The organism is Mycolicibacterium tokaiense (assembly GCF_010725885.1).
Lineage (GTDB): Bacteria > Actinomycetota > Actinomycetes > Mycobacteriales > Mycobacteriaceae > Mycobacterium > Mycobacterium tokaiense.
Window position 1 is genome coordinate 2,093,599 of record NZ_AP022600.1, and the last position, 26,653, is coordinate 2,120,251.

At 68.1% G+C, this 26,653-nt stretch carries 31 protein-coding genes; 11 read left to right on the plus strand and 20 right to left on the minus strand.

Annotated elements, in window-relative coordinates:
• The first annotated feature begins 14 nt into the window (after nucleotides 1-14).
• The 3 genes from G6N58_RS09990 to G6N58_RS10000 are packed head-to-tail and all read left to right on the plus strand — an operon-like array spanning nucleotide 15 to nucleotide 3,201.
• Nucleotides 15-1,214 (plus strand): iron-containing alcohol dehydrogenase, encoded by a 1,200-nt coding sequence (locus tag G6N58_RS09990; protein WP_068919449.1) that lies wholly within the window; start codon nucleotides 15-17, stop codon nucleotides 1,212-1,214.
• A gap of 5 nt (nucleotides 1,215-1,219) precedes the next feature.
• Nucleotides 1,220-2,539 carry a MadS family sensor histidine kinase gene (locus G6N58_RS09995; protein WP_068919450.1) on the plus strand — a complete coding sequence of 440 codons (1,320 nt, stop codon included), beginning with the start codon at nucleotides 1,220-1,222 and terminating at the stop codon, nucleotides 2,537-2,539.
• Entirely contained in the window at nucleotides 2,536-3,201 is a 666-nt protein-coding gene (locus G6N58_RS10000) for a MadR family response regulator transcription factor (protein WP_068914597.1), read from the plus strand. The genes G6N58_RS09995 and G6N58_RS10000 overlap by 4 nt, the downstream gene beginning before the upstream one ends.
• Nucleotides 3,202-3,273: 72 nt before the next feature.
• On the opposite strand, the gene mftM is transcribed toward G6N58_RS10000, so the two are convergent.
• The 8 genes from mftM to G6N58_RS10040 all read right to left on the minus strand — a co-directional run bounded on the left by mftM (nucleotide 3,274) and on the right by G6N58_RS10040 (nucleotide 7,272).
• Complete coding sequence (gene mftM, locus G6N58_RS10005; RefSeq protein ID WP_115278838.1) at nucleotides 3,274-4,143, minus strand: mycofactocin oligosaccharide methyltransferase MftM; 870 nt, start codon at nucleotides 4,141-4,143, stop codon at nucleotides 3,274-3,276.
• 95 nt (nucleotides 4,144-4,238) lie between these two features.
• Nucleotides 4,239-4,820 (minus strand): TetR-like C-terminal domain-containing protein, encoded by a 582-nt coding sequence (locus G6N58_RS10010; RefSeq protein ID WP_115278837.1) that lies wholly within the window; start codon nucleotides 4,818-4,820, stop codon nucleotides 4,239-4,241.
• 16 nt (nucleotides 4,821-4,836) lie between these two features.
• Nucleotides 4,837-5,388: a hypothetical protein gene (locus G6N58_RS10015; RefSeq protein WP_147289340.1), complete on the minus strand. Its 552-nt coding sequence runs from the start codon at nucleotides 5,386-5,388 to the stop codon at nucleotides 4,837-4,839.
• Nucleotides 5,385-5,948, minus strand: coding sequence for an Asp23/Gls24 family envelope stress response protein (locus G6N58_RS10020; protein WP_115278835.1), 564 nt, complete (start codon nucleotides 5,946-5,948; stop codon nucleotides 5,385-5,387). The genes G6N58_RS10015 and G6N58_RS10020 overlap by 4 nt, the downstream gene beginning before the upstream one ends.
• A complete protein-coding gene (locus G6N58_RS10025; protein WP_163908053.1) occupies nucleotides 5,945-6,322 on the minus strand; it encodes an Asp23/Gls24 family envelope stress response protein in 378 nt (125 codons plus the stop codon). The genes G6N58_RS10020 and G6N58_RS10025 overlap by 4 nt, the downstream gene beginning before the upstream one ends.
• Nucleotides 6,315-6,494: a hypothetical protein gene (locus G6N58_RS10030; protein WP_068914603.1), complete on the minus strand. Its 180-nt coding sequence runs from the start codon at nucleotides 6,492-6,494 to the stop codon at nucleotides 6,315-6,317. Before G6N58_RS10030 ends, G6N58_RS10025 begins: the two co-directional genes overlap by 8 nt.
• Entirely contained in the window at nucleotides 6,491-6,808 is a 318-nt protein-coding gene (locus tag G6N58_RS10035) for an Asp23/Gls24 family envelope stress response protein (protein WP_115281605.1), read from the minus strand. The genes G6N58_RS10030 and G6N58_RS10035 overlap by 4 nt, the downstream gene beginning before the upstream one ends.
• Nucleotides 6,808-7,272 (minus strand): Asp23/Gls24 family envelope stress response protein, encoded by a 465-nt coding sequence (locus G6N58_RS10040; RefSeq protein WP_068914604.1) that lies wholly within the window; start codon nucleotides 7,270-7,272, stop codon nucleotides 6,808-6,810. Before G6N58_RS10040 ends, G6N58_RS10035 begins: the two co-directional genes overlap by 1 nt.
• 129 nt (nucleotides 7,273-7,401) lie before the next feature.
• On the opposite strand from G6N58_RS10040, the gene G6N58_RS10045 reads away from it, so the two are divergent.
• The 3 genes from G6N58_RS10045 to G6N58_RS10055 all read left to right on the plus strand — a co-directional run bounded on the left by G6N58_RS10045 (nucleotide 7,402) and on the right by G6N58_RS10055 (nucleotide 8,939).
• Nucleotides 7,402-7,974: an RNA polymerase sigma factor gene (locus tag G6N58_RS10045; protein ID WP_068914605.1), complete on the plus strand. Its 573-nt coding sequence runs from the start codon at nucleotides 7,402-7,404 to the stop codon at nucleotides 7,972-7,974.
• A complete protein-coding gene (locus tag G6N58_RS10050; protein ID WP_068914606.1) occupies nucleotides 7,965-8,414 on the plus strand; it encodes a hypothetical protein in 450 nt (149 codons plus the stop codon). The genes G6N58_RS10045 and G6N58_RS10050 overlap by 10 nt, the downstream gene beginning before the upstream one ends.
• Nucleotides 8,415-8,684: 270 nt before the next feature.
• On the plus strand, nucleotides 8,685-8,939 hold the full coding sequence (locus tag G6N58_RS10055) for a hypothetical protein (RefSeq protein WP_163908055.1): 255 nt from the start codon (nucleotides 8,685-8,687) through the stop codon (nucleotides 8,937-8,939).
• Here G6N58_RS10055 and G6N58_RS10060 read toward each other — a convergent pair.
• The 4 genes from G6N58_RS10060 to G6N58_RS10075 are packed head-to-tail and all read right to left on the minus strand — an operon-like array spanning nucleotide 8,919 to nucleotide 13,331.
• Nucleotides 8,919-9,956 carry an isopenicillin N synthase family dioxygenase gene (locus G6N58_RS10060; protein WP_115278832.1) on the minus strand — a complete coding sequence of 346 codons (1,038 nt, stop codon included), beginning with the start codon at nucleotides 9,954-9,956 and terminating at the stop codon, nucleotides 8,919-8,921. The two genes, G6N58_RS10055 and G6N58_RS10060, sit on opposite strands and share 21 nt — an antisense overlap.
• The gene (gene add, locus G6N58_RS10065) at nucleotides 9,953-10,978 is read right to left on the minus strand and encodes an adenosine deaminase (RefSeq protein WP_115278831.1); all 1,026 of its coding nucleotides are present in this window, start codon (nucleotides 10,976-10,978) and stop codon (nucleotides 9,953-9,955) included. Before add ends, G6N58_RS10060 begins: the two co-directional genes overlap by 4 nt.
• Nucleotides 10,975-11,943, minus strand: coding sequence for an isopenicillin N synthase family dioxygenase (locus G6N58_RS10070; protein ID WP_115278830.1), 969 nt, complete (start codon nucleotides 11,941-11,943; stop codon nucleotides 10,975-10,977). The genes add and G6N58_RS10070 overlap by 4 nt, the downstream gene beginning before the upstream one ends.
• Nucleotides 11,940-13,331: a purine-cytosine permease family protein gene (locus tag G6N58_RS10075; RefSeq protein WP_115278829.1), complete on the minus strand. Its 1,392-nt coding sequence runs from the start codon at nucleotides 13,329-13,331 to the stop codon at nucleotides 11,940-11,942. Before G6N58_RS10075 ends, G6N58_RS10070 begins: the two co-directional genes overlap by 4 nt.
• Nucleotides 13,332-13,441: 110 nt before the next feature.
• On the opposite strand from G6N58_RS10075, the gene G6N58_RS10080 reads away from it, so the two are divergent.
• Nucleotides 13,442-14,011 (plus strand): type II toxin-antitoxin system RelB family anti-toxin, encoded by a 570-nt coding sequence (locus tag G6N58_RS10080; protein ID WP_115278828.1) that lies wholly within the window; start codon nucleotides 13,442-13,444, stop codon nucleotides 14,009-14,011.
• A gap of 4 nt (nucleotides 14,012-14,015) precedes the next feature.
• Here the strand turns inward: G6N58_RS10080 and G6N58_RS10085 are convergent, their stop codons facing one another.
• From G6N58_RS10085 to G6N58_RS10100, 4 genes are all read right to left on the minus strand, one after another.
• Entirely contained in the window at nucleotides 14,016-14,693 is a 678-nt protein-coding gene (locus G6N58_RS10085) for a class I SAM-dependent methyltransferase (protein ID WP_115278827.1), read from the minus strand.
• Between the two features lie 71 nt (nucleotides 14,694-14,764).
• Nucleotides 14,765-16,243 carry a glutamate-cysteine ligase family protein gene (locus G6N58_RS10090; RefSeq protein WP_115278826.1) on the minus strand — a complete coding sequence of 493 codons (1,479 nt, stop codon included), beginning with the start codon at nucleotides 16,241-16,243 and terminating at the stop codon, nucleotides 14,765-14,767.
• A 17-nt stretch (nucleotides 16,244-16,260) separates the two neighbouring features.
• Nucleotides 16,261-17,568 (minus strand): MFS transporter, encoded by a 1,308-nt coding sequence (locus G6N58_RS10095; RefSeq protein WP_068914615.1) that lies wholly within the window; start codon nucleotides 17,566-17,568, stop codon nucleotides 16,261-16,263.
• Between the two features lie 57 nt (nucleotides 17,569-17,625).
• Entirely contained in the window at nucleotides 17,626-18,375 is a 750-nt protein-coding gene (locus tag G6N58_RS10100) for a class I SAM-dependent methyltransferase (protein WP_115281604.1), read from the minus strand.
• A gap of 9 nt (nucleotides 18,376-18,384) precedes the next feature.
• On the opposite strand from G6N58_RS10100, the gene glpK reads away from it, so the two are divergent.
• Nucleotides 18,385-19,887, plus strand: a complete 1,503-nt coding sequence (glpK, locus tag G6N58_RS10105) for a glycerol kinase GlpK (RefSeq protein WP_115278825.1) — start codon at nucleotides 18,385-18,387, stop codon at nucleotides 19,885-19,887.
• A gap of 47 nt (nucleotides 19,888-19,934) precedes the next feature.
• On the opposite strand, the gene G6N58_RS10110 is transcribed toward glpK, so the two are convergent.
• Complete coding sequence (locus G6N58_RS10110) at nucleotides 19,935-20,633, minus strand: PadR family transcriptional regulator (RefSeq protein ID WP_115278824.1); 699 nt, start codon at nucleotides 20,631-20,633, stop codon at nucleotides 19,935-19,937.
• A 110-nt stretch (nucleotides 20,634-20,743) separates the two neighbouring features.
• On the opposite strand from G6N58_RS10110, the gene G6N58_RS10115 reads away from it, so the two are divergent.
• A complete protein-coding gene (locus tag G6N58_RS10115) occupies nucleotides 20,744-21,907 on the plus strand; it encodes a DKNYY domain-containing protein (protein WP_147289339.1) in 1,164 nt (387 codons plus the stop codon).
• Here G6N58_RS10115 and G6N58_RS10120 read toward each other — a convergent pair.
• The 3 genes from G6N58_RS10120 to G6N58_RS10130 are packed head-to-tail and all read right to left on the minus strand — an operon-like array spanning nucleotide 21,897 to nucleotide 24,782.
• Complete coding sequence (locus tag G6N58_RS10120; RefSeq protein ID WP_068914618.1) at nucleotides 21,897-22,433, minus strand: PadR family transcriptional regulator; 537 nt, start codon at nucleotides 22,431-22,433, stop codon at nucleotides 21,897-21,899. The two genes, G6N58_RS10115 and G6N58_RS10120, sit on opposite strands and share 11 nt — an antisense overlap.
• 21 nt (nucleotides 22,434-22,454) lie before the next feature.
• Nucleotides 22,455-24,011, minus strand: coding sequence for an NCS1 family nucleobase:cation symporter-1 (locus tag G6N58_RS10125; protein WP_068914619.1), 1,557 nt, complete (start codon nucleotides 24,009-24,011; stop codon nucleotides 22,455-22,457).
• Nucleotides 24,012-24,071: 60 nt separating this feature from the next.
• Nucleotides 24,072-24,782 carry a GntR family transcriptional regulator gene (locus G6N58_RS10130; protein ID WP_115278821.1) on the minus strand — a complete coding sequence of 237 codons (711 nt, stop codon included), beginning with the start codon at nucleotides 24,780-24,782 and terminating at the stop codon, nucleotides 24,072-24,074.
• 120 nt (nucleotides 24,783-24,902) lie between these two features.
• On the opposite strand from G6N58_RS10130, the gene G6N58_RS10135 reads away from it, so the two are divergent.
• Nucleotides 24,903-26,225, plus strand: a complete 1,323-nt coding sequence (locus G6N58_RS10135) for a carotenoid oxygenase family protein (RefSeq protein WP_115278820.1) — start codon at nucleotides 24,903-24,905, stop codon at nucleotides 26,223-26,225.
• Nucleotides 26,226-26,287: 62 nt separating this feature from the next.
• Entirely contained in the window at nucleotides 26,288-26,626 is a 339-nt protein-coding gene (locus G6N58_RS10140) for a hypothetical protein (protein ID WP_115278819.1), read from the plus strand.
• The last annotated feature ends 27 nt before the right edge of the window (nucleotides 26,627-26,653 follow it).

Consider the following 26,653-nt stretch of genomic DNA (forward strand, 5'->3'; position numbering starts at 1 on the left):
CGCTGGAGACCACCATGTTGTCCGGATCACAGTCGACGATGCGTCCCGGACGGACCGGCCAGCCCGGCCGCGTCCTGAAGTTCCACGCGCCGGAGATCGTCTTCGGTGTCGATTCGATGGTGGAGGCCGCCCACGCCGCGCTGCGGTTGGGCGCACTGCGCCCGATGCTGATCACCGACCCCGGCCTGATCGAGGCGGGCTGGGTGGACGAGATGCTCATGCACCTGCGTGAACAACTCGTCGAGGCGCATGTCTGGAGCGGACTGACCCCCAACCCCAAGGACCACGAGATCGCGGCCGGCTACCAGATGTACGCCGAGCGTGGCTGCGACGTCCTGCTGGCGGTGGGTGGCGGTTCGGTGATCGACGCCGCCAAGGGGGTGGCGATCCTGGCGTCCAACGGCGGGCACATCCTGGACTACGAGGGTGTGGACAAGGCGCAGGTGCCCATCCCCCCGTTGGTGGTGGTGCCGTCGACCTCGGGTACCGGCGCCGACGTCTCGCAGTTCTGCATCGTCACCGACACCACCCGCAACGTCAAGATCAGCATCCTGGGGCGCGCACTGGTGCCCGACGTCACGGTGATCGATCCGCGACTGCTGACCACCATGCCCGAAAACCTCAATGCTGCAACGGGTCTGGATGCGCTGACCCACGGCATCGAAGCCTTCGTCTCGCTGGGGCACAACCAGCTGACCGACCACCACGCACTGCGGGCGGTGCAGATGGTCACCGAGAACCTGGTAGCCACCATCGAGCGTCCCACCGACATGCCGCCGCGGGTGCTGATGGCGCAGGCGGCCCTGGAAGCGGGTCTGGCCTTCACCAACGCGATCCTGGGCGCCACCCACGCGATGAGCCATCAGGTGGGCGGGCTGCTGGACCTGCCGCACGGCGTCATCAACGGTGTGCTGCTGCCGCACGTCATCCGCTTCAACGCCGAGGCCGACCCGCAGCCCTTCGCCGTGATCGCCGACGCGCTGGGGGTGACGCAGCCCGGGATGCCGGCGGCGGAGGCGGCGCAGGCGCTGGCTGAGCGCATCGACCGCCTGGCCGCTGAGGTGGGTGTGCCACGGGGGCTGGCGCAACTCGGTGTCAGCGACGCCGATGTGCCGATCCTGGCGAAGAACGCGCTGCACGACGCCTGCATGACCACCAACCCGCGGGCGGTCGACGAGCAGCAGGTGCAGGCGTTGTTCCGGGCGGCCATGTGAGCGCGATGCCGGAGCGGGCCACCGCCACCGAGTTGGAGCGGTTGACCGGGCTGCGCTCGGGCAAGAGTTCCTTCTACAGCGAGTTCCGGGCCACTGCACAACGTCTGGACCGGGTGGTGGCGGCCTTGGACACCATCTCGCGCGCCCTGGTGCAGACGGTGCACGGTTCGGAGAACCTGGTGCGCGCCGTCGCCGAGGCGGCCCGGGTCCACCTGGACGCCGAATGGGTGGTGCTGGCGCTGGCCGACGGCGCCCTGCCCGACGCCCATCCGCGCCACCTCATCCTGGACTCCGCGGGGCGCGCCTACGCCTTCGAGGGACTGCGTGATGCGCACGACCCGGGTCCGCACCTGCCCGACGCCGTGCTCAACCGGCTCAACGACATCCTGCGCGGGCAACTGGCCCAGTTCCGGCTCCCGGTGATCGAACGCCACCACGCGCACGTCCCGATCGAGTTGGACGGTGAGGTGATGGGTGCGTTCGCCGCGTGGACGGCACCGCCGCGGACGCTGGACGCCACCGATGCCGCGGTGATGCGCATCCTGGCCAGCCAGACCGCCGTCGCACTCCAGAACTCGTCACTGTTCTCCACGTCGGTGAACCTGCTGGCCGAATCCGAGGCGCGCAACGCCGAATTGCTGGCCACCCAACGCGAACTCGGCGCCGTGCAGCGGCATCAGGTGCTCGACAACGAGCGCCACCGCATCGCCCGGGAGCTCCACGACAGCGTGGCGCAGACAGTGCTGTCGGCCGGCATGCTGATCGAGGTGTGCCGCAGTGAGGCCGCCGCGCCGGAGCTGGCGGCCCGGCTGGACCTGGCCAAGGACCTGACCCGCTCGGCCACCGAGCAACTGCGCTCTGCCATCTATGCACTCAACCACCCCGACGACGCCGACCGGTCCAGCCTCATCGAGATGCTGGCGCAGCTGGCCACGGTGCACATGCCCGAGGATCTGCGGGTGGATCTGCGGGTGACGGGGCAGGCCGGTGAACTGCCCGGCGATGTGGAGCATGCGCTGCTGCGGATCGCCGGGGAGGCGCTGTTCAACACCGCGATGCACGGTAGCGCCAGCAGAGCCATCGTGTCGCTGACGTACGGTGAACATGCTGTGACGCTGTCCATCTCCGATGACGGGGTGGGCGATCCCGATCGGCTGCGACTGACCCTGGCCGTCGCCGAGGCCGCTGATGTCGACGGCCGCCATCGTGGGTTGGCCAACATGCGGGCGCGGGCCCGCGAGCACGGCGGCACCTTTGAGGTGTACCGCTCCCGCCTCGGCGGGGTGCGGGTGGCGGCCAGGATTCCCCGAGGAGGGATGGCGTGACGGTGACCACAACACCCAGGACGACCACGACCATTCGGCTGGTGCTGGTGGACGACCACGCCATCCTGCGCCAGGGATTGCGCTCGATCCTGGAGCGCGAGCCGGACCTGCAGGTGGTGGGGGAGGCGGCCTCCGAGGCGGAAGCCGAGGCGGTGGTTTCGGCGATGCGGCCCGATGTGGTGCTGCTGGATCTGAAGCTCTCCGCGGGCTCGGACTTCGAGGGACTCTCGTTGTGTGCCAAGCTGTCCGAGGCCTACCCGCAGTGCGGTCTGCTGGTGCTGACGACGTTCCTCGATGAGAGTCTGGTGCTGCGTGCGGTGCATGCCGGCGCCCGGGGCTATGTGGTCAAGGACGTCGACACCACCGAACTGGTGCGCGCCATCCGTGCGATCTCGGTGGGGGAGAGCGCCTTCGACTCCCGGAGTGCTGCCGCGGTGGTGCGATCGCTGTCCGGACGTGCCGAGCCTCAGCAGCAGCTCACCGACCGTGAGGTGGAGGTGCTGCGGCTGCTGGCGACGGGACTGTCCAACAGCAAGATCGGTGAGACGTTGTTCATCTCGGCCACCACCGCGAAGTTCCACGTCAGCAACATCATGCGCAAGCTCGGTGTCAGCCGTAGGGCCGAGGCGGTGTACGCCGCCAGCAAGCGTGGCCTGATCTGAGACCGCCGAGCGTGCGTATCGGCACGGCGACACGCGGGGTTCAGGGGTACAGACACGCGCGCTCGGCGTTGGTCAGAGGTCGAGAATCAGCCAGCCGCCGTGGAATTCGTCCACCGTCGCGGTGAGACCCGGGAACTCGGGGCACCACCGGGCACCGAGCTGCTGCAGCCTGGTCAGGTCGAACCGCTGGATGTGCCCGTAGCACTCCCGCGGCCGGTCCTCCATCGGCACCGCCACCACCACGCGCCGGCGCGCCAACCGCAGGGCCTCGCCCAGTGCAGCGTCGATGGTGTGGTCGTCGAGATGCTCCAGCAGGTGCAGCGCTGTCACGGTGTCGGCGCAGTGGTCGGGCAACGGCACCGCAGCCGCATCACAGCGAGCGGTGTGCACAGGTCGCTGCAGCGCTGCTGCGGCCAGGTCCAGCAGGTGCATGGCCGGACCGCTGAGATCGGTTGCCACCACGTCGAACCCGTGCCGCGCCAGGCGCAACGGGAAGAAGCCGAAGCAGGATCCCAGGTCCACCACCCGATTCCCGGCGACCAGCGTCTGGGCCCGCGCGTGCACCGGAGCGAACGCCGCGGCGCCGGACTCCAGCAGGGCCAGCGAGTTGCGGTAGAAGCGCAACCAGGCCGGTAGCGCCCCGTCGACGGTCGAGCGCACCACCCCGGTGAACACCGCTTCGAACTCCGAGCGTCCGCGCAGGGCACCACCGTCGATCAGGTCGGCGACCAACAGAACGGCCAGCTCATCGGACAGTTCGTCGGGGCGCACATCGTGCTCGACGGTGAGCCAGACGTCCCCACGGTGAACACAGAAGCGTGGTGTGCACCAGCGGCGGTGGCCGCCGCAGCGGTGCGATCCGGAGCGCCGACGCACCCGGATCCCGTCGGCGCACCACCAACCGTTTCGGGTGGGTGCCATCGGGTCGAACGCGGTGTTCATGCCCGACAACGCTATTGGTTTCGGTGGCTACCTCACCCGCGCCGATCAGGTGCAAAACGGGTGCTCACCGGGTGGGTACCGGCCTACCCGATCGGTCAGGCCGGTGACGCCCCGGCGGCGGCGATGGACCGCCACACCAGATCGGCGACAGTGCGGCAGTAGTCGTCGCTGACCGGTTCGCCGGTGTAGAGCACCCGCATGTTGATCGGCGCGAACAGCATCTCCAGGGACGTCTCGGGGCTGATCCCGCTGCGCACCTCCCCGCGGGCCTGCGCCCGGTCGAACACCACCCGCAGCGCCTCGGCTCGCGACTTCCACACGGCCCGCCGGATGTCGACCGTCTGCAGATAGGGGTCGGTGATCAGGTGGGCGCCATGGAGTTTCGGTCCGTCGGTGGAGCTGATGAGGCGAGCCATCCCGCGGGCCAGCTGGAAGAGGTCCTCGACCAGAGAGCCGGTGTCGGGCGGGCCGTCGTCGTCCGAGCGGTGAGTGAGCGCATCGACCACCAGAGCGGAGGTGTCCGGCCACGTGCCGGAGATGTACCGGTCGTCGAGTCCGTGTCGCGCGACGGTGGCGGCGAGATCGAAACGGTCGATCCCCCAACGGCCCAACTCGGTGCGAACGGCCTGGAGCACCGTGCCGCGTTGATCGTCGGATGTCGCGTGGTCGCGCGCCATGAAGCGATTCTCCTCGTCAGAGCGGTATGCGTCGCCGGGCTTTGGTGTCCACCCGCAGGACGGTACGTACCGCCACGGCGTCACCGAGCATCAGTGCCATCGTACGGGCGACGTCGGTGGTGGTGGCCACCGCAGTGTCGAGTGAGTTGCGGGCGGCGACGGTGACGGTCAGTGTGATCGTGGGGAAGTCGCGTTCGGCAGCGGCGCGCCCGGTGGCCTTCACCACCCCGGGTTGCTGAGCCAGCAGGTCTGCGGCGACGTGCGCCACCGCGTTGGGGTCGGCGCTGAGGCCTTGTTCGTCGGGCAGCGGCAGCCGGGTCAGGCGCGGTGCCTGGTGGTGGGCCATCAGCCAGCGCAGCGCGGCCAGCGCCAGCAGCACGCCCGCTGCGGCCTGGGCCCACGGCCACCACGAGGTGCCGGTGACGGCGGTGAGCGCCGAGAGGTCCAGCGGCCCGCCCTGCCACAGCATTCCGCGCTGCCAGGCGACGGCGCCCAGGCCCAGAGCGAACAGCCCGATCCCGATGAGGAACACCATCATTCGGTCGAATACCAAAGCGAGGCGGCTCATGATCGGCCCTCCTTTCGGGTGCGCACCACGACCCGCGGTCGGTGCGCCAGCGGCTGCAGTGCGATGTCCACGGCGGCGGCGATCGATGCGTGCGTCTGACCGTCGTCGGTGACGGTGCACCGGACGGTCACCGTGCGGCGGGTGGCGGTGGAGGTGGCCCGCAACACGCCGGGTGTGTCCTCGGCTGCCGCGCTGGCGAGCTTGGCGATGTCGCCGAGCCCGATGTACACGCCTTCCTCGGCACCGACGGATTGGGCGTCGACGCGCCGGGGTGCGACCGCGATGATGACGGCGGCCATCCCGAGGAGCATCACCACGACGCCCACCGGTTGCACCCAGGCCTGGGGAGTCCATCCGTCGGCGGCGGCCACGGCGGAGGTGATCCACGGGCTGCCGGTCAGCCACCCTGCGGCCACCGCGGCGTCCCGCAGTGCGACCGCGGCGGCGCCGAGCAGCGCCAGCGCGACGATCACCGCGAGGTAGCTGGCGCGCGCGGTGGTACGCGGTGCGGAGGCGGCACGCGGCCGGGGATGCGACACCGAGGTATCGGTGGAGGTCATGTCAGCTCCCGGGAGAAGTCAGGGGCGATGATCGCGGCGACGTGCACCGTCACCCCGTCGACCACGAGACCGCTGTGGGTTTCGAGGGCGGCGGTGACGTCGTTGCGGACGGCGGCGGCGGTCTCGAGGAGCCCGCGGCCCCATTCCACGGCGATGTCGACATCGGCGCGGACGTGGTCACCGGCGACCACCGTGTCGACGCGGGGGAGTTCACGGCCGGTGACGCGGCTGAGGCCGTTGCCATGCCGGTGCACACCGTCGGCGGCCAGTGCGGCCGCCGTGGCGATGCTCTGCACGGCGCGGTCGCGGATGGTGAGCCGACCCCTCGCCTCGGGCTCGACCAGCATCGGCGCGGGAGCGGCGCTGTCAGCCACGGCCCCGCCCCCGGAACCAGGTGGAGGCATCGAACTCGCCGTCACGGTGTCCGCCGATGACGTAGCCGACCGCCCCGAGCACGAGCGCCAACAGGAATCCGGTCAGGCCGCCTGCAGCGGCCGCCACGCCGAGTAGTACACCGGCGAGCATCCCGGCAGTTGCGGTGGTCATGACGTTCTCCTCGTGCTGTGGTTGTCGGTGGGGGACTCGGGAACCAGGTCCGCGACGGTGACGTCGACCCGGTGCCCTGGGACGGCCGCGGCGACCGCGGCGCGTACTGCGGCTGCCGTCTGCCGGATTCCGGTGTCACCGCGGACGCTGATGTGCACGTCGATCTGGTCGGCGTGTACGCGCACCCCGGTGACCCGCCGGCCGGGCAGGTACGTCGCGACCTCGCCGAACATGCCAGAGTGCAGTCCGGCGACGCCGGGCACGGCGCGGGCGATGCCCGCCACCGTGTCGGCGATCGTGCTCGGCTCGGTCATCACTCGACCCGGGCCGGGCGACTCTCGACGGGTTCGTCGTCGTCGGTCGCGACGTGCACGTCGTGCACCGTGATGTTGACCTCGACGACCTCCAGGCCGGTCATCCGCTCCAGCGCGGCGATGACGTTGCGCCGGATACCGGAGGCCAGGTCGGCGATGGAGACGCCGTACTCGGCGACGATGTCCACGTCGACGGCGGCCTGCTTCTCGCCCACCTCGACCGACACGCCCTGGGCGTAGTTGGTGGTGGCACCCGGGATGCGCTCGCGGAGCGCGCCCACCGCGCGGGAGGTGTTGCCACCGAGGTCGTAGACGCCGTTGACCTCACGGGCGGCCAGGCCGGCGATCTTGGACACCACGGTGTCGGCGATGGTGGTGCGGCCGTGGCTGGTGGCCAGCGGTCCGTTGGCGGCGGGCGCCGCGGTGCGTGCGGTGCTGACGGTGGCGTTTTCTGTGGAAGCCATCTCACGGTCCTTTCTCGTGGTTGTGGGTACGTGAGTAGGTCGGTGCCCGCTTGCGGAACCGAACGTGGCCGGTGTGTGTTCTGTGACACAATCCCCCCGGCGTCGGGGCCATGGCAAGGAAGGAACTGGGTGGACGACGAGGTGGCCGAGGCTCCCTCGCCGGACGTCGATGATCGGGGTCTGGCGGCCGCGGCGCGGGCCGGTGACGTCGAGGCGTTCGAGGAACTGGTCCGGCGGCACGGCCCGGCGATGTACCGGTACGCCCGGCGGATGACCAGGGACACCGACGCGGTAGCCGACATCGTGCAGGAGACGTTCGTGGCCGCGTGGCGCCGCATCGCGACCTTCCGGGGGGAATCGACGGTGCGCACGTGGCTGTTCTCGATCTGTGCCCGCAAGGTGGTGGATTCCCAGCGCGTCAAGCGGGCCATCCCGGTGGACGACCGGCTGATCGAGCCGATCAGCAGGGACGCCACCAGCCAGCCGTTCGAGACGGTCTCCAACACCGAATTCCTGGACGCACTGGAGACCGCGCTGGCCGAACTGCCGCCCCGGCAGCGTGCCGTCTGGATGCTCCGCGAAATCGAGGAGTTGACCTTCCCTCAGATCGGCACCATATTGAATCTCAGCCCGGACGCCGCTCGAGGGCATCACCACCGGGCCCGGTCGACCCTCCAGCAAAGGCTTCAGCAATGGCGGTAGGTGACTACCACAACCACGAGACCACGTACCGGCGTGCGCGGCAGATCCTGCGTGCCGTGCCCGAGCCCGGGTGGGAGGCCATCGAGTCGTCTGTGGTGGCGGCGGTACGCGCCACACCCCGCGGTGGGTGGCCGCTGGACGTCGACGATCCCGACCCCGCAACAACATCCGGCGTGCTGCGCGTCAGTGACCTCGCCCTCGGTGCCGCACTGGGCCGTGCGCTGCGCGGGGACCCCGACTACGTGGTGACCGACATCGAGCATCCGTCGGATGACGGTGTGCTGCAAAGAGTTTCGATCTTCATCAGCGGCCGGTACGGGGCCGATCTCACCGCTGCGGCCGGGCGGGTCCGCCGGCGCGCCGCAGCGGTGGTGGCCGACGTGCTGGGTCCGTCGCGGGTCCCGGAGGTCGAGGTCGAGGTCACCGACGTCCACCGCTGATCATCAGCGGGTGTGAGCCACAGCACACAAAATCTCATCGTCGTCGCGTGCGGTTGCCCGCCGCGTGCCCGTCTCACTCACGTGAACCTGGCACGAAAGGGGAATCGCACGATGCCCGATCTTTGAAAGCTCCCGGATCCACCGGTCACGTTGTGGTTCGAACCCGGCGACACCTGTGCCGGCGTCCGCAGCGCTCTGGGCTCGGTCAACGGTGTCCTGCCGGTCACCCTCGTCGACGGGCACTGCGCGAGCCGCACACAGTGCACGATCGTGCAATTCCATCCCGGCCGCCTGGTGGTGCTCCCCTGCGCGATGCTCCAGCAGCTGAAGAGCTCCGGGCACGCACGCTGGCACGGGGACCGCACCGAGGTGCGTGTGAGCCTGGCCATGGATCACACCTGTACCGGCGAGCCGATGACCCTGGAGTTCCTGGTGATGCCCGTCCGCTGGCGGGACCGCCCCGACCACATCGATTCCGATCTGGTGCTCGGGGTGTCCCCGGAGCTAGCCCTGCGCCCGCGCTGAGTGCACCCGGGCCGCCTCGCGCACCGCAGAGGCATTCGCTTTGCCCTGCCGCGAACCGGCCAGCTTGGCCGCGATGTGCGCGCCGACCGTGATGGGCTCATAGGCCAACCCGCCGTCGGCATCCAGGAATGCCGGCGCGGTGCTGATCACCGCGTCGACATTGCCGTCGTGGAAGAAGGCGGCCGAGCGCCTGCGCCGGATGGTGCCGTCCACGATGGGCGGCTTCACCCGGTGCAATGTCGACATCCACTGGTCGTTGGTGATGCGTGCCGTCAGGTCACCCAGGTTGACCAGCAGAGCCCCGTCGGCGGGAGAGACATCGTGCCACAGCGAGTCGGTGCCCAGCACCTGCAGGCCCGCCACGTGATCTGCCCACAACACTGTCACGATGCCGAAATCGGTGTGCTCGCCCATGCCGGTGAGTTCGCCGTCGAGGGTGACCGTGCCTTCCGGCAGCGCGTAGTTGTTCATCCGCAGCACATCCACGGAGTGGTCGGTGAGGCGGTCGAAGTAGCCGGGTTCGAGTCCCAGTGCTGCGCAGAAGATGTCGGTCAGTACGCGGGCGACCCGGGCGGCCTCGGTGAAGTAGGTCAACACCGCCGGCTCGAATGCCGCCACCTCGGAGGGGAACACGTTGATGCCGTAGTCGGACTCGTCGAGGTCCAGGCCGACGAACGAGCGGGCTTCGACCCCGATGTTGAACGCTTCGAAGAAATCGTTCATCCGGGTGGCCGACTCGACACCCAGCGACAGGCTCAGCGATTCGCTCTTGGGCGGGCTGTACCCGCGGTTGGCGCCGCTGATCCGGTAGCTGTTCTTGATCTCGGGGGCCAGCCCGAAGAATCCGTCCATGGCCGCGCCCAGCCCGTCCTGCACATCGACAGGGATGCCGTGGCCCAGGATTTGCATGAAACCCACTCGGCGGCAGGCGTTGTCGACCGCGCGCGCCACGGCGGCGGGGTCGGTGCCGTCCAGCCACGGCGTGAGGTCGATGGCCGGTACTTCGAACGTGCTCACAAGTCGCTCCCGGTGGTCTGCATCCAGGTGGTCAGGCGCTGCCGCAGCCGCGCCTTGTCGGTGTCGTCGAGCCAGCAGGCGTCGATGGCGTTCGCGGTGAAGGCCGCCAGCTGAGGGATGTGGTAGCCGAGTGCCGTGCCCACCGCGACGTAGTCGTTGGTGGGATCCGTGCCGAACATGGGTGGATCGTCGGAGTCGATGCAGACCTTCAGCCCGGCATCGACCATCTGCGCAATGCGGCGATGGCTGCCGTCGCCGGAGCCGCTGTAGCGTCCGATATCGGAGCTCACCGGGGTGCAGGTGAAGGGGACCTGCTCGTCGACGCATCGCTGGGTGATGGCCGGGTCTGTCACCACATGGTAACCGTGATCGATTCGGCTACAGCGTAATTGGTCGAGAATCACCTCGATGTGGTCCGGTGGGCCGCTCTCGGAGTGGGCGGTACGGTGCAGGCCCGCCTGTTCGGCCAGTGCGTACGCCGGCGCGAACGGCGCCGGTGGGCCCAGGATCTCCTGGTAGTCCAGTCCGATGCCGACCACCTCGTCGATCCGGTGGTCGATCACCTCTTGGACCAGCGAAACAGCCTCGGCCACAGTGTGTTCCCGATGGATCGCCACGATGATCCGGCTCTCGATACCGGTGTCGCTCTGCGCGTCGCGCATCCCGTCGAGGATCCCGGCCAGCGCGGTGGCGTACGGCAGCGGGCTGGGCTGGGGTGAAACGAAGATCTCCCGGTACCAGACGGTGTGCTCAGAACCGAACACGGTCAGCGATTCATAGGTGATCCGACGGTAGTCGTCACGGTGCTGCAGCGCGGCGCCGATCAGGTCGTAGACCGACAGGAACTCGCCGAGGTCCTCGTAGGCCGCACTGTCATAGACGGTGTGGGCGTCCGGGTCACCTGGGATGGCGATACCACTGCGACGGGTCAACTGGACGGCCGTTTCGGCCGGGACCGAGCCCAGCAGATGGCAGTGCAGGCTCACCTTCGGAATGGACTGTGCCACAGCTTCGGTGATCATGGAACCGAGATGGCCGCGTAGCGCGAGCGAAGGTAGTCGCCTGCGGTGACGGGCTGATAGTCGTGGGCACGGCCCAGCGGGGGCGGGAAGGACTCGATGAGCTGCTCCAGGTTGGCCTCAAAAAAGAAGATCAACGAGATGAGCTCCTCATCCGGTGCATCGGGGCTCGGCGGTAGCACCCGGTGCATGGTCGACGTCCAGCGGTCTCCGGTCCAGCGGGCCATCAGGTCACCGATGTTGATGGTGTACGCATCGGGGATGACCGGTGCATCGATCCACTCCCCCTCGCGGGTGCACACCTGCAGCCCGCCGTAGCCGGCCTCCCGGTCCAGGATGGTGATGGTGCCGAAATCGGTGTGCGGCGCGATGCGGTACTGGCCCTCGGCCACCGGCCCGGTCCGGTTCAGCGCCGGGTAGCGGTTGATGTTGAACGAGTGCGGGGACTGCATGCACCGGTCGGTGAACCAGGTGGGCTCCAGGCCCGCCGCGGTGGCGAGCAACTCCAACAGCTCGGCGGCAAGCCGGCGCATCGCGTCCGCATAGATCACGCAGAGCTCCTGCAGCGCAGGCACTTCGGTGGGCCACACATTGGGCATGAACCACTCGGCGTCGACGTCTGCGTCGCCGCTGCGGAACTCGTAGCCGGAGACGAACGTCTCCTTGAGGTCCGGCGGGAGTTCTTCCCCGCCCAGCAGGTAGCCGTTGGCCTCCTTGCCGGGCGGAATCCAGCCGCGACCCCCGACGGCCGTGGTGTACGGCTCTTTGTCGGCGAGGGTGAAGAATTCGCGTGCCGCATCGCGTATCCCGGCGCGCAGGGCAGGGGGGACCCCGTGGCCGCTGACCATCAGGAAGCCACTCTCGATCAGCGCCCGGTCCACAGTGGCGGCCAGGGCGGCCCGCTCCTCGGTCGATCCGGACCGCCACAGTGTGAGGTCGACCAGGGGGATGCTGCTGTTGGTGCTCATGCGGATTCTCCTTTTGTCGAGAGGGTAGTCAGAATGACGTAGGTGAGCGCGCCGACGAGCAGTCCGGCGAAGATGCTCAGATCAGCACCGCCGAGCGCGGCGGCCACCGGACCGACGAACAACGTGGTGCTGATGCACAGGGTTGCCGCCACCATACCGAGGGCCTGTGCTGCCACACCAGGGAACGAAAAGCTCTGCAGCACAGCGTCGCAGGCGCGCGGGTAACGGCCGCGGCGCAGGGCCATATCGGTGAGGAACACCGCGGCCCACGGCGCGAACCAGACGATCATGAACAAAAGGAAGTTGCTGACGAATTGATAGAAGCTGCCCGACAGCACCACCGCGGCACCCACGACGGCGCACAGCACGCCGTCGACCAGCACGGCCTGCCACCGCGCCAGCCGCACCCCCAGCGCCTGCAGGGTGACCCCGGAGGAGTACAGGTCGACACCGTTGAGGGACACCATCTGCACGATCACCAGCAGCAGGTAGATCACCACCAACCAGGCCGGGAACACAGTCGAGAGCCCCGACACCGGGTCGGTGGCATCGGGCATGGCGATCGCGATGGCCACCCCCAGGGCCATCAGCAGCATCTGCGGAACACCCGCGCCCAGCGTCACCGCGGTGACGATGCGCCACCGCGGCGTCGCGGCAGGCAGATAGCGGGAGTAGTCGGCCGCGGTGGACGCCCAGCCGAGGCCCGAACCGCTGGCCGTCAACGCGATGCCGCCCAGGAACAACGCCCACGAGCCGGGGGCGCTGTCGGCCAGTTCGACATCCCCGGCCACCAGCACGGCCATCAGCACAAAAATCACGGCGAACGGGACAGCCAGCAGCCGAAGCACTCTGGTGATGGCGGCATGGCCGAGCAGCGGCAAGACGGCCTGGATCACCGAGAGTGCGGCCACGATCGCGACCTGGCCGGCGGGCGACACCGCGATACCCGCCAGCTCCAGCAGCGCGTTGGTGGCCAAGACCATCACCACCAGGTCGAGTACCTCGAAGCCGAGCATCATGATCCAGTTGAAGAACGCCACCGGCCGCACGCCGTGGCGCCCGAAGAGCAGCTGGGACACCCCGAACGTCGTCGTCCCCGCCGCGGGGCCTGCCACGGACACCAGGCCCGCGATGAGCCACGTCAGATTGCCCAACACGATGGCCAGCAGCGCCTGCCACCAGTTCAGACCCATCGTCACCAGCAGTGAGCCGTAGACCACGGTGAGGACGTTGAGCACCAGGCCGGACCACATGCCGCCGAGTTGCCACGGTTTGCCGTGGCGTTCGGCGTCGGGGATGTACTCGACGCCCCGTTTCTCGATCTGCAGGCCGATCTGATAGCTGCGGCCTATCTGCTCGTCGGCCGGATCCTGATCTATCGTGGTCATCGGCTGGTTCCTGTCGTCGAGGTGATGACCTCAGAGAGGTGATAAGTGACGGCTATCAGAGTGCGGTTCTGATATGTCAGAGCTATCAAAATTCTGTTGCGAGGATGTTAATGAGCGCCTTGGATGAACAGGCTCTGGCGGCCCGCACCGGCGCGGCGATCCGTGCGGTGCGCGAGAAGTCAGGCTTATCGATGCGGGAAGTCGCGGGCCGGGCCGGCATCAGTCAGCCGTTCCTCAGCCAGATCGAGCGCGGGCAGAGCATGCCGTCGATGATCACTGTGTACCGGCTGGCGGAGACCCTGGCTGTCACACCCGGTGATCTACTGCCGACGAGCACCGCCGCCAAGGTGACGGTGGTGCGCAGCACCGAGGGCAGGATGCTGCCGGTGGCGGACCGGGCCGACGCGGCGCTGGGCCGTGTGCTGATGCTCAGCGCGGATGACCGGCTGCAGATCATCGAGTACCGGATCGAACGCGACCAGTACATCGGCGAGTGGTTCCAGACGCCGGGGCTGTTGGCGCTGTACATGATGTCCGGTGAACTCGACGTCGTGGTGGAGGGGGCGGGCACCTATCGAGTCGGGGCCGGTGACCTCATCAGCCATCCCTCGCCACTGCGGCACCGGTGGCTGTTGGTGGACAACCAACCTGCTGATGCACTGCTGGTGATCGCGGAGTAGCTGCTCAGCCCTTGTGTGCCGAGAGCAGGAACGCCGGCACCTTGGTGCGACCCTCGTCGTCGCGGTCGAACGGCATTGTGGGGACGCCGGGGATGTCGGGCATCCGGGCGTGGATGAAAGCCGGACGCACCTCGTCGATCACCCAGTACTTGCCGACGGCCTGCCGCAGCTCGTCCTCGCCGACCGCGTTGGGCTTCTGCTCCAGCTCGGCGGGGAACGCACCGACGGCGAACACCAGGATGAAGTACGACGCTCCCGGCGCCGCCGCGGCGAACACCCGCTGCTGATAGGCGTCGCGGGCGTCCACCGGCAGCGAATGGAACAGGGTGCTGTCGACGATGGTGTCGAAGCGGCCGTCGAAGCCGGTGAACGTGGTGATGTCGTCCTGCACGAAAGTGGCATTCGTCAGCCCGCGCTCCTGCGCGGCCCGGGTGGCGGCGGCCACCGCGGTGGGGGTGAGTTCGATGCCGACCACGGTGTAGCCGTCAGCGGCCAGGGCCAGCGACAATTCGGCGTAGCCGCAGCCGGCGTCGAGCACGGTGCCGCGGATCCTGCCCGCTGCGATCAGCGCCGCGAGTTCGGGTTGGGGTTCACCGATGTTCCAGGGCGGGGGACCGTCGAAGCCGGCCTCACCCTTGTACGTGCTGTCCCAGTCGATCTCGGAAACCCCGTCGCGTTCCATGCCCAATTGTTCGCCTCGTTCCCATCTCTCGCTGCGCTCGTTCTGCTCACTCGACTCACTGACATCCCACGCTACGCCGGACCGTCCCAGGTGTGCACCGGCTCGTTGCTGTGCATCCGCTCGCAGTACAGCCGCAGCATCTCCGCCAGCGCCTGCGGCCGGGCCAGACCTCGTTCCTGCAGCGCTCGCACCGTGTCGACCTGCCAGGCGGCGCCGGTACGGCCGGTCTTGGCGCGGCCTTCGATGACCCCCAGGAAGCGGTCACGGACCTCGGCTGCGACCCCCCAACGGCGCAACCCCTCGTGGGCCATGGGCAGCAGTCGGCGCAGGATCAACTCATCCGGGGTCACCTGGCCTTCGCCTGGCCAGTACAACCGGGCCTGCATGCCGGCGCGGGCTGCGGACAGGAAATTCGCTTCGGCGGCAGCGAAACTCAGCTGCGTCCAGACCGGCCGGTCCTCCTCCGAGAGGGTGCGCAGCAGACCGTAGTAGAACGCCGAGTTGGCCAGCATGTCGACGACGGTGGGACCGGCTGGCAGCACCCGGTTCTCCACCCGGAGATGGGGACGCCCCTGCACCACGTCGTACACCGGGCGGTTCCAGCGGTAGACCGTGCCGTTGTGCAGGCGCAGCTCCGACAGTGACGGGGTGCGACCGGCGGCCAGTTCGGCCACCGGATCCTCGTCGGAGAGTTCGGGTAGCAGCGAGGGGAAGTAGCGCACGTTCTCTTCGAACAGGTCGAAGATCGAGGTGATCCACCGCTCGCCGAACCACACCCGCGGCCGGACCCCCTGGGTCTTGAGCTCGTCCGGTCGGGTGTCGGTGGCCTGGGCGAACAGCTCGATGCGGGTCTCGGCCCACAGTTGGTGGCCGTAGAAGAACGGGCTGTTGGCCCCCACGGCCAGCTGCGGGCCGGCGAGCACCTGCGCGGCATTCCAGTTGTCGGCGAACTCGCCCGGCGAGACCTGCAGATGCAATTGCATGCTGGTACAGGCGGATTCGGGGGCGATGGACGGCGACTGCACGCTCAGCGGCTCGGGCCCGGCGATGTCGATCATGATGTCCTCACCGCGGGCGGTGAAGATCGAGTCGTTGAGCGCCTGGTAGCGGGTGGATTCGCTCATCCAGTCCTGGGACAGATGCTCGGGCATCAACGTGGGCAGGATCCCGATCATCACGATGTGCGAGCCGCTGGAATTCGCTTTGCCCTCAGCAGCATTGAGGCTGGCGCGGACGTCCTTCTCCAGCTCCAGCGCGGAGCGGCCCGGCAGCGGGCGGGGTGGGACGTTGAATTCGATGTTGTAGGCGCCCAATTCGGTCTGGAACGCCGGATCGGCGATGGAGGCCAGCACATCGGCGTTGCGCATGGCCGGCTGATACTCATTGTCGACCAGGTTGCACTCGATCTCCATCCCGGTCAGCGGCCGGTCGAAGTCGAAGCTGGCCGCAGCCAGCATGTCCTCGAAGACATCGAGGCACAGCTGCACCTTGCGTCGGTACTGCTGCCGGTGCGCACCGCTGAATTCGGTCTGCGTGACCTCTTCGCCCACGCCCCTGATCGTAGTGACTACAGCTCCGACAGCGCCCGCGGTTTGAGCAGCCGCGTCGCCACGACGCTGATCACCGCGGTCCCCACCAGGTAGGTGCAGGCCAGCCAGGGGCTCCCGCCGGTCGCGGCGATCAGGGCGGTGAGGATCAGCGGCGTCAGGCCCGAGGCGTACACACCGGACAGCTGGTACACCGTCGACAGGCCGGTGTAGCGGACCCGCGTGTCGAACAACGACGCGTACAGCGTGCCCTGCGCCCCGTAGAACAGCGCGTGGATGACGCCGAACACCAGCACCATGCCGATGGCGTAGGCCACCAAGCTTGCGGTGTTGAACAGCGCGAACACCGGAAACACCGCCACGCCGTAGGCGGTGATCCCGATGCCGTAGATCGGTTTGGCGCCGTAGCGGTCCACCAGCATGCCCGACACCGGTAACAGCACGGCCATCAGCAGGGCCGAGACCGTCACCACCACCAGCACCGGCACCTTGTCGAAGTGCAGAGTCGCGGTGGCGTAGGAGATGGCGAATACGCCCCAGGTGTTGAACGCCGCGCCCTCGCCCCACCGCGACAGCATGCCCAGCACCGTGGTGCGCAGCACCGGCGGGCGGAAGATCTCCTTGATGGGGACCTCGGAGCGGCCCTCCTCGCTGCGGATCTTCTCGAAGGCCGGGGTCTCGTCGGCCTTCAGGCGCACCACCACGCCGAAGATCACCAGCACGACGCTGACCAGGAAGGCGATCCGCCAGCCGTAGCTCAGGAACGCCTCCTCGGGCATGGCCACCTGGAGGAACGCGAACACCCCGGTGCCCAGTGCCAGGCCCAGCGCCAGACCCACCTGCGGCACGCTGCCGGAGAAGCCGCGCTTGCGCGGGGTGCTGTGCTCGACGGCCAGCAGCACCGCCCCGGCCCACTCGCCGCCGAGGGCGAAGCCCTGCACCACGCGCAGCAGGAGCAGCAGTATCGGGGCCAGCACACCGATCTGGGCGGCGGTCGGCAGCACGCCCATCAACGCCGTCGCCCCGCCCATCAGGAACATCGTCAGCGCCAGCGTGCGCTTGCGGCCGATCCGGTCGCCGATGTGCCCGAACACGAAACCGCCGATGGGCCGCACCACGAAGCCCACCGCGAACGTCGCGAAGGACAGCATGGTCCCGACGTATGAGCTCTGGTCGGGGAAGAACGCCTGATTGAACACCAGGCTCGCGGCGGTGGCGTAGAGGAAGAAGTCGTACCACTCGATGGTGGTGCCGACCAGACTGGCCAGCAGCGCGGTGCGCACCGTGTTGGGGTCGGTGGCGGCGTGCGGCGGGTCGGCGATGGTCACGCTGCCCTATGTAGCCCGTTGCGCCGCCCTGCACACCAGGGTTTGACGCACCACGATTCAAACCCTGTGCGCCACAACCACCTGGGGTGAGGTGATGCCGCCACGCAGGGTGACCTGGATGTTCGGGTCGGCGTGGGCGGCCAGGGCGCGCAGCGCCGACGGGCTGTAGCTGCGCAGCGAACTGATCACACCGTCGTGTACGAACGGGTGCACCGGCGCCCAGGGCAGCATGCTCGCCAGCCGCATCAGGTGCAACGGGGCCGGTGGCCGTGGCAGGTCGATGATCACCAGCTTGGTGGCCACCCGGGTGCCCTCGGCGAACACCTGCGCGGCCTGCGGCGGCGCGAGGTGGTGGAAGGACAACGCGAACAGCGCCAGATCGAAGGCGCCGTCCGGGGCGTCGATGGCGGTGGCGTCCATCTGACGCACACTGACCCGCGGGTCGTCGGCGAGCTGGGCCATGGCCGCGACCGACTCCGCGTTCAGATCGGTGACCGTCAGCCGGGCGGTCGGGTGGTTCTCCAGCAACAGCGCCGACACCGCGCCGTGCCCGGCACCCAGCTCGAGGATCGCCGGATCAGGCACCTCGGCGACCTCGGCCAGCGCGATCTCGGCGAACCGCCGGTGGTTGCCGAAGACGCGGCCGGTCCAGTCCAGGGCGCCGATGACGCGGCGTTTCACCGCGTCGTCGATGTCGTCGCGGTCCAGGTACTCCAGGCGATCAGTCTCCAGCAACCGGTCCAGACAGGAGGCGTCCGGCCCGCCGCGAGGCATGGATTCGATCTCGACACGGCTCATGTAGTTCATCATGGACGAATGCCGGCCGACTTCGTTGCAGCCATTGACCAAGGCACCACCAGCACCCGCGCCATGATCTTCGACCACAGCGGCACCGAGATCGGCCGACACCAGCTCGAACACGAGCAGATCCTGCCCAGGGCGGGGTGGGTGGAACACGATCCGGTGGAGATCTGGGAGCGCACCTCCTCGGCGCTGACGTCGGTGCTCAACCGGACGGGGCTGCAGGCCTCCGATCTGGCTGCTCTCGGCATCACCAACCAGCGTGAGACGGCGTTTGTGTGGGACCGCACCACGGGACGGCCGTACTACAACGCCATCGTCTGGCAGGACACCCGCACCGACCGGATCGCCTCCGCACTCGACCGCGACGGCCGCGGTGACGTGATCCGCCGGGTCGCCGGGCTGCCGCCGGCCACCTATTTCTCGGCGGGCAAGGTGCAGTGGATCCTGGAGAACGTCGACGGGGTTCGGGCGGCAGCCGAACGCGGCGACGCGATCTTCGGGACGTCGGAGACCTGGTTGTTGTGGAACCTGACCGGCGGGGTGCGCGGAGGCGTTCACGTCACCGACGTCACCAACGCCAGCCGGACCATGTTGATGAACCTGGAGACCCTGGACTGGGACGAAGAACTGTTGGGGTTCTTCGGGATTCCTCGGTCGATGCTGCCGGAGATCCGGTCGTCGTCGTCACCGGAGCCCTATGGGACCACGGCGTCCGGCATCGCGTTGACGGCGGCCCTGGGCGATCAGCAGGCCGCCATGGTGGGTCAGGTGTGTCTGTCGGCGGGGGAGGCCAAGAACACTTACGGCACAGGCAATTTCCTGCTGCTGAACACCGGGGAGAAGATCGTCCGCTCGTCCAACGGCCTGCTGACCACCGTGTGTTACCGCTTCGGCGACGCCGCTCCGGTGTATGCGCTGGAGGGTTCGATCGCGGTGACGGGTTCGGCCATCCAGTGGTTGCGTGACCAGCTGGGCATCATCAGCGGCGCTGCCCAGAGTGAGGCCCTGGCCCGTCAGGTCGACGACAACGGTGGGGTCTATTTCGTCCCGGCGTTCTCGGGACTCTTTGCGCCGTACTGGCGTTCGGATGCCCGGGGCGCCATCGTGGGGTTGTCCCGGTTCAACACCAACGCACATCTGGCCCGGGCGGCGCTGGAGGCGATCTGCTACCAGAGTCGCGACGTGGTGGACGCCATGGAAGCCGATTCCGGGGTGCACCTGGAGGTGCTGAAGGTCGACGGCGGCATCACCGCCAACGAGTTGTGCATGCAGATCCAGGCCGATGTCCTGGGGGTGGACGTGGTGCGCCCGGTGGTGGCCGAGACGACGGCGTTGGGGGCGGCCTACGCTGCGGGCCTGGCGGTGGGGTTCTGGTCGGATCCCGAAGAGCTGCGGGCCAATTGGCGCGAAGACAAGTGCTGGACCCCGTCCTGGGACGAGGACCAGCGCGCCGCCGGGTACGCCGGGTGGCAGAAGGCCGTGCAGCGCACCCTCGATTGGGTGGACGTGGAGTGATTTGTGGAGTTTCACCGGCGCTGGGCGCCGGTGAAACTCCACAAATCCTAGTCTTCGCCGAGGATCTGGTAGATCTCGCGGCGGGCGTTGTTGAGGATCTCGATGATCCGCTGCTGCTGCTCCTCGGAGGCTGCGTGCGCCGACTGCGCGACGGCTCCGAACAGCTGGCCGGTGGCCGAGCGCAGGTTCAGCGCGGCCGGGTCGGCGTTGTCGTTGATCTCGTCCCACGGCGCGGTCTCGACCTTCTCCGCCGCGGCGCGCCCGTCGGCGGTGAGCTCGAAAAGCTTTTTGCTGCCGTCAGTTTCGGCGGCGGTGATCAGGCCCTCGTCTTCGAGCAGCTGCAGGGTGGGGTACACCGAGCCGGGGCTGGGCTTCCACAGGCCGTTGCTGCGGGCGGCGATCTCCTGGATCATCTCGTAGCCGTGCATGGGTCGCTCGGAGAGCAGGGTGAGCAGGGCCGCACGCACGTCACCGCGCTTGCCGCGACCGCCGCGACTGGCGCCGCGACGGCCACCGCGGCCGCCGAAACCGCCGGGCCCGAATCCGAAGCCGGGGCCGAACCCGGGAAACTCGCGACCGAAACCCGGGCCGAAGCCGGGGCCGCCGTGCTCGCGGACGTGATCGCGGAATTCGCGGCGGGCGCCGCGGCGGTGCTCATGCAGCGCTCGACGATCGCCAGGGCCGAAGCCGAAGGGGCCGGGCTGGCCGCCGAAGGGGCCGGTAGGGGGAGTGAAAGGGGTGTTCATGGGGTGTCTCTCTTTTCGATGAGGGAAGCTCGGGAACCGCTTCCGATACGTTTACGATATATCGATAACTATCGGGATGCAACGTTTGTTCCCCACTATCCTCGAGAACCGTGACAGTGGACGTGGTGGACGGTGTGGTCATGCTCGAGGGCGCTCCCCTGCGCGGCGGTATCAGCGCCGACGGCTTCGCCGTGATCCACCTCCACCGCGACGGCTGGCTCACGGCCGGCTACCTGCGCGACGCCGCCGGGGTGTGGTGGTTCCACGAACGCACCGGCAAGGCCGTCCGACTCAGCGACAGCACGCAGTTCCGGGTGCTCGACGACGACTACGGCCTGTCGGCCACCACGGTGTACCTCGAGGACACCCCGATTCCGGGCGCCGACCCGGCAACCTTCGAGCTGCTGGAGCACTCACCGTACTTCGCGCGCGATCGGCGGCGCATCTATGTCAAGGGCGGCAAACGGTTCTGTCACTTCGACAAGGCCGATGCGGCAACGGCGGTGGCCAACGGCGCGTACCTGGCCGACAAGGACCACCTTTATCACCACTACTCGGCGATCACACTGGCCGACGACCAGAAGGACACTGCGGAAGCCCAGGACGGTACGCGGTTGCGGGACTGGCTGCACCGGCACCACCCCGGCATCGTGGGCTGGTGGCACCCGGAGTACATCGCGCCGCCCGCGGAACCCGAGGCGGAGCTGTTGACCCGCGACGGCGCGCGCATCTTCTACAACGGCTACCCGGTCGACGGGGCGGATCCGGCGACCTTCGAGATGGTCAGTGAGCGCTTCGGCAAGGATGCCCACCGGGTGTACCGCCGGGACTTCACCAGGACCAGTTGGCCTTTCGGCCATCCCGACGATGTGCTGGTGGCTGTCGAGAAGTCGGATCCGGCCACCTTCGAGGTGTTCAGCACCGCCTGGGCACGCGATGCCACCACGGTGTATCTGTGGGGCGCGCCCAAGAAGAAGCTGGACCCGGCGAGCTTCCGCTTCCTCGGGAACACGCCGACCAACAGTTGGGCCTGCGACGACCATGGCCTGTACCGGTCCAACGGAACGCTGCGGGTGGCCGGGGTCAACGGCGCGACGTTTCGCAGGCTCGACGACGACTGGGGCACCGACGGGCAGGTGGTGTTCTGCCTACGTACCGGCGCGGTGACGCGGGCCGCCGACGCGGCCAGCTTCCGGCTGGTCAACGGCGGCGCCGAGGACGACCATGCCACCTATCGGATCACCGGCGGGTCGGTGCGCCGCGTCAGGAAGTAGCGCGGCGGTCGATCTCGCCCAGCAGCCAGTGCGCCCACTCGGCTTCCAATGTGGCGCTGCGTATTCCGTACTCGAGCGCCGCGCGGGCGTAAAAGTCGCCGGCGGAGTCGTCCCATGGCACGGAGTCCCGGATGGCCTCGAACCGGGCCAGCGCCTGTTCGGCGTGGTCTGCGATACCGCCGACATGGGCGCGGGCGTCGGCCCCGGGTACTTCACTGAGCAGGAACACCCGCAGGATGTCGGGCCGACGGATCGGGGTGGGATCCGCGGTCCGGGTGACCCAGGCCCGCAGATCGGCGCGCCCGGCGTCGGTGACGGCGTACTCCTTGCGGCCGCGGGCGCCCACGGCGGTCACCTCGATCAGACCGTCGGCGGCCAGCTTGTTCAGCTCGCCGTAGAGCTGGCTCTGGGTGGCCGGCCACACGTTGCCCATCGAGGCTTCGAATCGCTTGAGCAGGTCGTAGCCGCTGGCGGGGTGCTGGGCCAGCAGCCCGAGGGTGGCGTACCGAAGGCTCACCGCGCACATGGTACGGCCACCGCGGGCCGCTCAGCCCTCGACCAACTCCGCACCCTGGGCAAGCCGCAGTGCGGACATCCGCCACGGACCCCGCGTGGCCAGCACATAGAACAGGGCGAACGAGACGCCGCAGCCGATGAACCAGCTGTACTGCGCGGCAACCCCGAGTGCGTCCACCGCACTGCCGAACAGCACCGGGATGACGGCCAGCACCGCCCCGACGACGGTGGCCAGCACCGCAGGCGGGTTGTAGCCCTTGGTGTACCAGTAGTTTCCGGTCTCGGTCATGGTGAACAGGTCGTCGACCACGATCTTCTGCTTGCGCACCAGGTAGAAGTCCGCAATCAGCACACCGAACAGCGGACCGATGAAGGCGCCCAGGGTTTCCAGCGTGTAGTGGATGACCTCCGGGTTGTTGTACAGATTCCACGGAGTCAGCAGCACCGAGCCCACGGCCGCGATCATGCCGCCCATCCGCCAGCTGATCTTCTGCGGGCTGACATTGGAGAAGTCGAACGCCGGCGAGATGAAGTTGGCGACGATGTTGATGCCGATGGTGGCGATGGTGAAGGTCAAGGCGCCCAGCACGATTGCCATGGTGTTGTCGATGCGGGCCACCGTCTCCACCGGATCGGTGAGCAGTTCACCGAACACCGGAACCGTGGCGGCCGCGGTGACCACCACCAACAGTGAGAACACCAGGAAGTTGACCGGCAGACCCAGGAAGTTGCCCTTCTTGACCGCTGCGAAACTCTTGCCGTACCGGGAGAAGTCGCCGAAGTTCAGCATGGGTCCGGAGAAGTAGGACACCACCAGGGCGATGGCGCCCAGCATGACGGCGATGGTGCTGCCCTGCTTCTCCCCGCCGAGGGTGAGGCTGACGTGCCAGTCGGATCGGTACAGCAGGTAACCACACAGGATGAACATCACGACGTACACGGCCGGGCCGCAGAAGTCGATGAACTTGCGGATGGACTCCATGCCACGCCAGAAGACGCAGGCCTGCAGCACCCACAACAGTGCGAAGCTGCACCAGCCCAGCAGCGACAGGCCGGTGAACCCGTATTGCTCGGGGTCGGCGTACGGGGTCAGGGCCGGAAACAGCTTGAGCAGCACCACGTCGAGTGCCGCAGAAGCCAGGTAGGTCTGGATGCCGTACCAGGCCACCGCGATCAGACCGCGGATGATGGCCGGGATGTTGGCCCCCAGCACTCCGAAGGAGCTGCGGCACACCACCGGGTAGGGCACCCCGGCCTGCTGGCTGGGTTTGGCCACCAGGTTGCAGAAGAACTGGACGATCACGATGCCCACCAGCAGCGCGATCAGCACCTGCCAGCTGGCCAGGCCCAGCGCGAACAGGCTGCCGGCGGTGACATAGCCGCCGACGCTGTGCACGTCGGACATCCAGAACGCGAAGATGTTGTACGACGACCAGGACTGCTTGCCCAGTGGGGCGAGGTCCTCGTTGGTCAGGCGGGGATCGTAGTGCGATTTGATGACGCCGCCGCCGACCGGGTGACCGGACGCTTCGACGAGGTCGCCGGCGCCGACCACGGCGCTCGGGGGGAGGTCCCTGGTGTCAGACATGGCTGAAGTTGACCAAAGTCGTGTTTCCCGCCCGTTGCGCCGAGGATATATTTTCGCTGATCAGTCGTCGTGGATGACCAGGCCGGTGTCGGTGGGCAGATCGGCCACCACCGTGTTGAGTCGCTGGTTGTGCACCGCTGCGGCCGCCAGCAGGGCCGCGGCATCCCGGGCGAGGAACGCTCGCAGCATCACCCGGTGATCGTCGTGCAGCAGGGTGCGCTCGGTCGCGCCCACATGCACCATCAACTGCACGGGTTCGGTGATGTTCCATGCCGATTCGAGCATGTGCACCAGGCGCAGCATGCGTGACGGCCGGCTCAACGCCAGATGGAACTGCCTGCTGTGCCGGTGGTAGGCCTGCGCATCATCGAATTTCAGCGCCCCTTCCAGCATCTGGTGCACAGCCACCAGATGGGCCCGGTCGGCGTCGGTGGCGTGCTGCACGGCTGCGGCCATGGCGGCGGATTCGAGGCTCTCGCGCACCAGGTACATCTCGGCCAGTTCGCTGGTGGTCAGCTGCGCCACCGCATAGCCGGCGTTGGGCCGGTGCTGGACGAGTCCTTCTGCGGTCAGGGTTTTCAAGCTCTCCCGCACGGGGATGTGGCTGACGCCGAACATCTCGGCCACCTCGCCCACCGGGATGGGCGTGCCGGGCGGTACGGCGCCGTCGAGGATGACCCGGCGCAGCTCGTCGACCACACCGGGATGGGAGTTGCCGTCGCGCCCCACCACGGCCCGGAACAGGGCGGCGGAATGTCGTCGATCGGCCATCCTGCGATCTTCCTCCGACGTGCGAGATCTCGCGCTCCAGCAATATTCCACTATTGACATGTCAGTTATGGACGGTGATAGTGGAGGCATCAGCCCCATCCTGCCCCGGAGGCCTCTGCCATGACCGACCTGTCCGAGCGCGACGAGCAGTCCGTCGACGTGCCGTTCTTCCGCACCGGCAACTACGCTCCCGTCGACGACGAGCTCACTGAATTCGACCTGCCCGTGGTCGAAGGTGCCATCCCGGCGGAGCTGGACGGCTGGTATCTGCGCAACGGGCCGAACCCCCGTCAGGAGAATGCGCACTGGTTCACCGGCGACGGCATGATCCACGGCGTGCGCCTCGAGGGTGGGCGGGCGGGGTGGTACCGCAACCGCTGGGTGCGCACCGAAAGCTTCGAGAACGACTTCGACGTCTACAACGCGGACGGCACCCGCAATCTGCACTCCAGCGTGGCCAACACCCACGTGGTCAATCACGCGGGCAAGACGCTGGCCTTGGTCGAATCATCGCTGCCCTACGAGGTGTCCACCGACCTGGAGACCCTGGGTGTCTACGACTTCGGCGGCAAGCTGATGGATTCCATGACCGCCCACCCGAAGATCTGCCCCACCACCGGCGAGTTGCACTTCTTCGGCTACGGCAACCTGTCCAGCCCGCACGTCACCTATCACCGCGCCGACGCCCAGGGCAACCTGGTGATCAACCGCGGTGTCGAGGTGCCGGCGCTGACCATGATGCACGACTTCGCGATGACAGCCGACCACGTCGTCTTCATGGACCTGCCCATCGTGTTCAACATGGACATCGCGATGAACGGCGACATGCCGTATCGCTGGGATGACAGCTACGGCGCCCGGCTGGGTGTGCTGCGCCGTGACGATCCCTTCGGCGAGATCCGCTGGTTCGACATCGATCCCTGCTACGTCTTCCACGTGTCCAACGCCTACGACCTCGGTGATTCCCTTGTGCTGCAGGCGGTCCGGTATCCCGAGCTGTGGCGCCGGGGCGGGGGCTTCGAAGAAGACGCCGTGATGTGGAGTTGGACGCTGGATCTCACCACCGGGAAGGTGACCGAACGCCAGGTCGACGACGCCGCCGTGGAGTTCCCCCGCATCGACGACCGCCTCGCCGGCATGAACGCCCGCTACAGTGTGGCGGTCGCCGGCGCGGACCTGATCCGATACGACATGGAAACCGGAGCGGCACAGCGGCATACATTCGATGCGGGAATCCCGGGCGAGGCCGTGTTCGTCGCCTCGTCATCCGGTCCGGCAGACGAGTCCAACGGCTACTACCTGAGCTATGTCTACGACCGCGCGCGCGACGGCAGCGACCTGGTGATCCTGGCCGCCGACGACTTCGGCGGCGCTCCGGTGGCCACCGTTGCGCTGCCGCGCCGGGTGCCCTTCGGGTTCCACGGCAACTGGATCACCGGCTGATCAGCCGGCGTGGCCTGAACGCGAACCGGTTAGCGGGCCGCCCGCGGGGGTAGGCCGCAGACATGTCTGCTGCCAAGTCCGAGCTCGGCACCCGCACCCGCCCCGCCGCCACCATGCTGAACTGGGCGTTGGCGTTGGCCACCATCCTGGGCGCCGTCGCCCTGGTGGTGCTGGCCTACGGCAAGGTGATGGCGACCGCCGCGTGCACTGCCGACACGTGCGAGGTGCCGTCGGAGGGCGTGTTCACCGTGTTGCTGTACGGTCCGCCGGTGGTGGCAGCGGTCGCGGTGTTGCTGTCCTTCGTCACCGCCCGGCGCCCCCGGGGCATCCTGGTGCCCATCGCAGCCTGGGTGCTGCTGGCCGTCGACCTGGTGGTCCTGACGCTCACGTTCCGCACCTGATCGTTTCCTGTGAACTTCCTGTCGGAA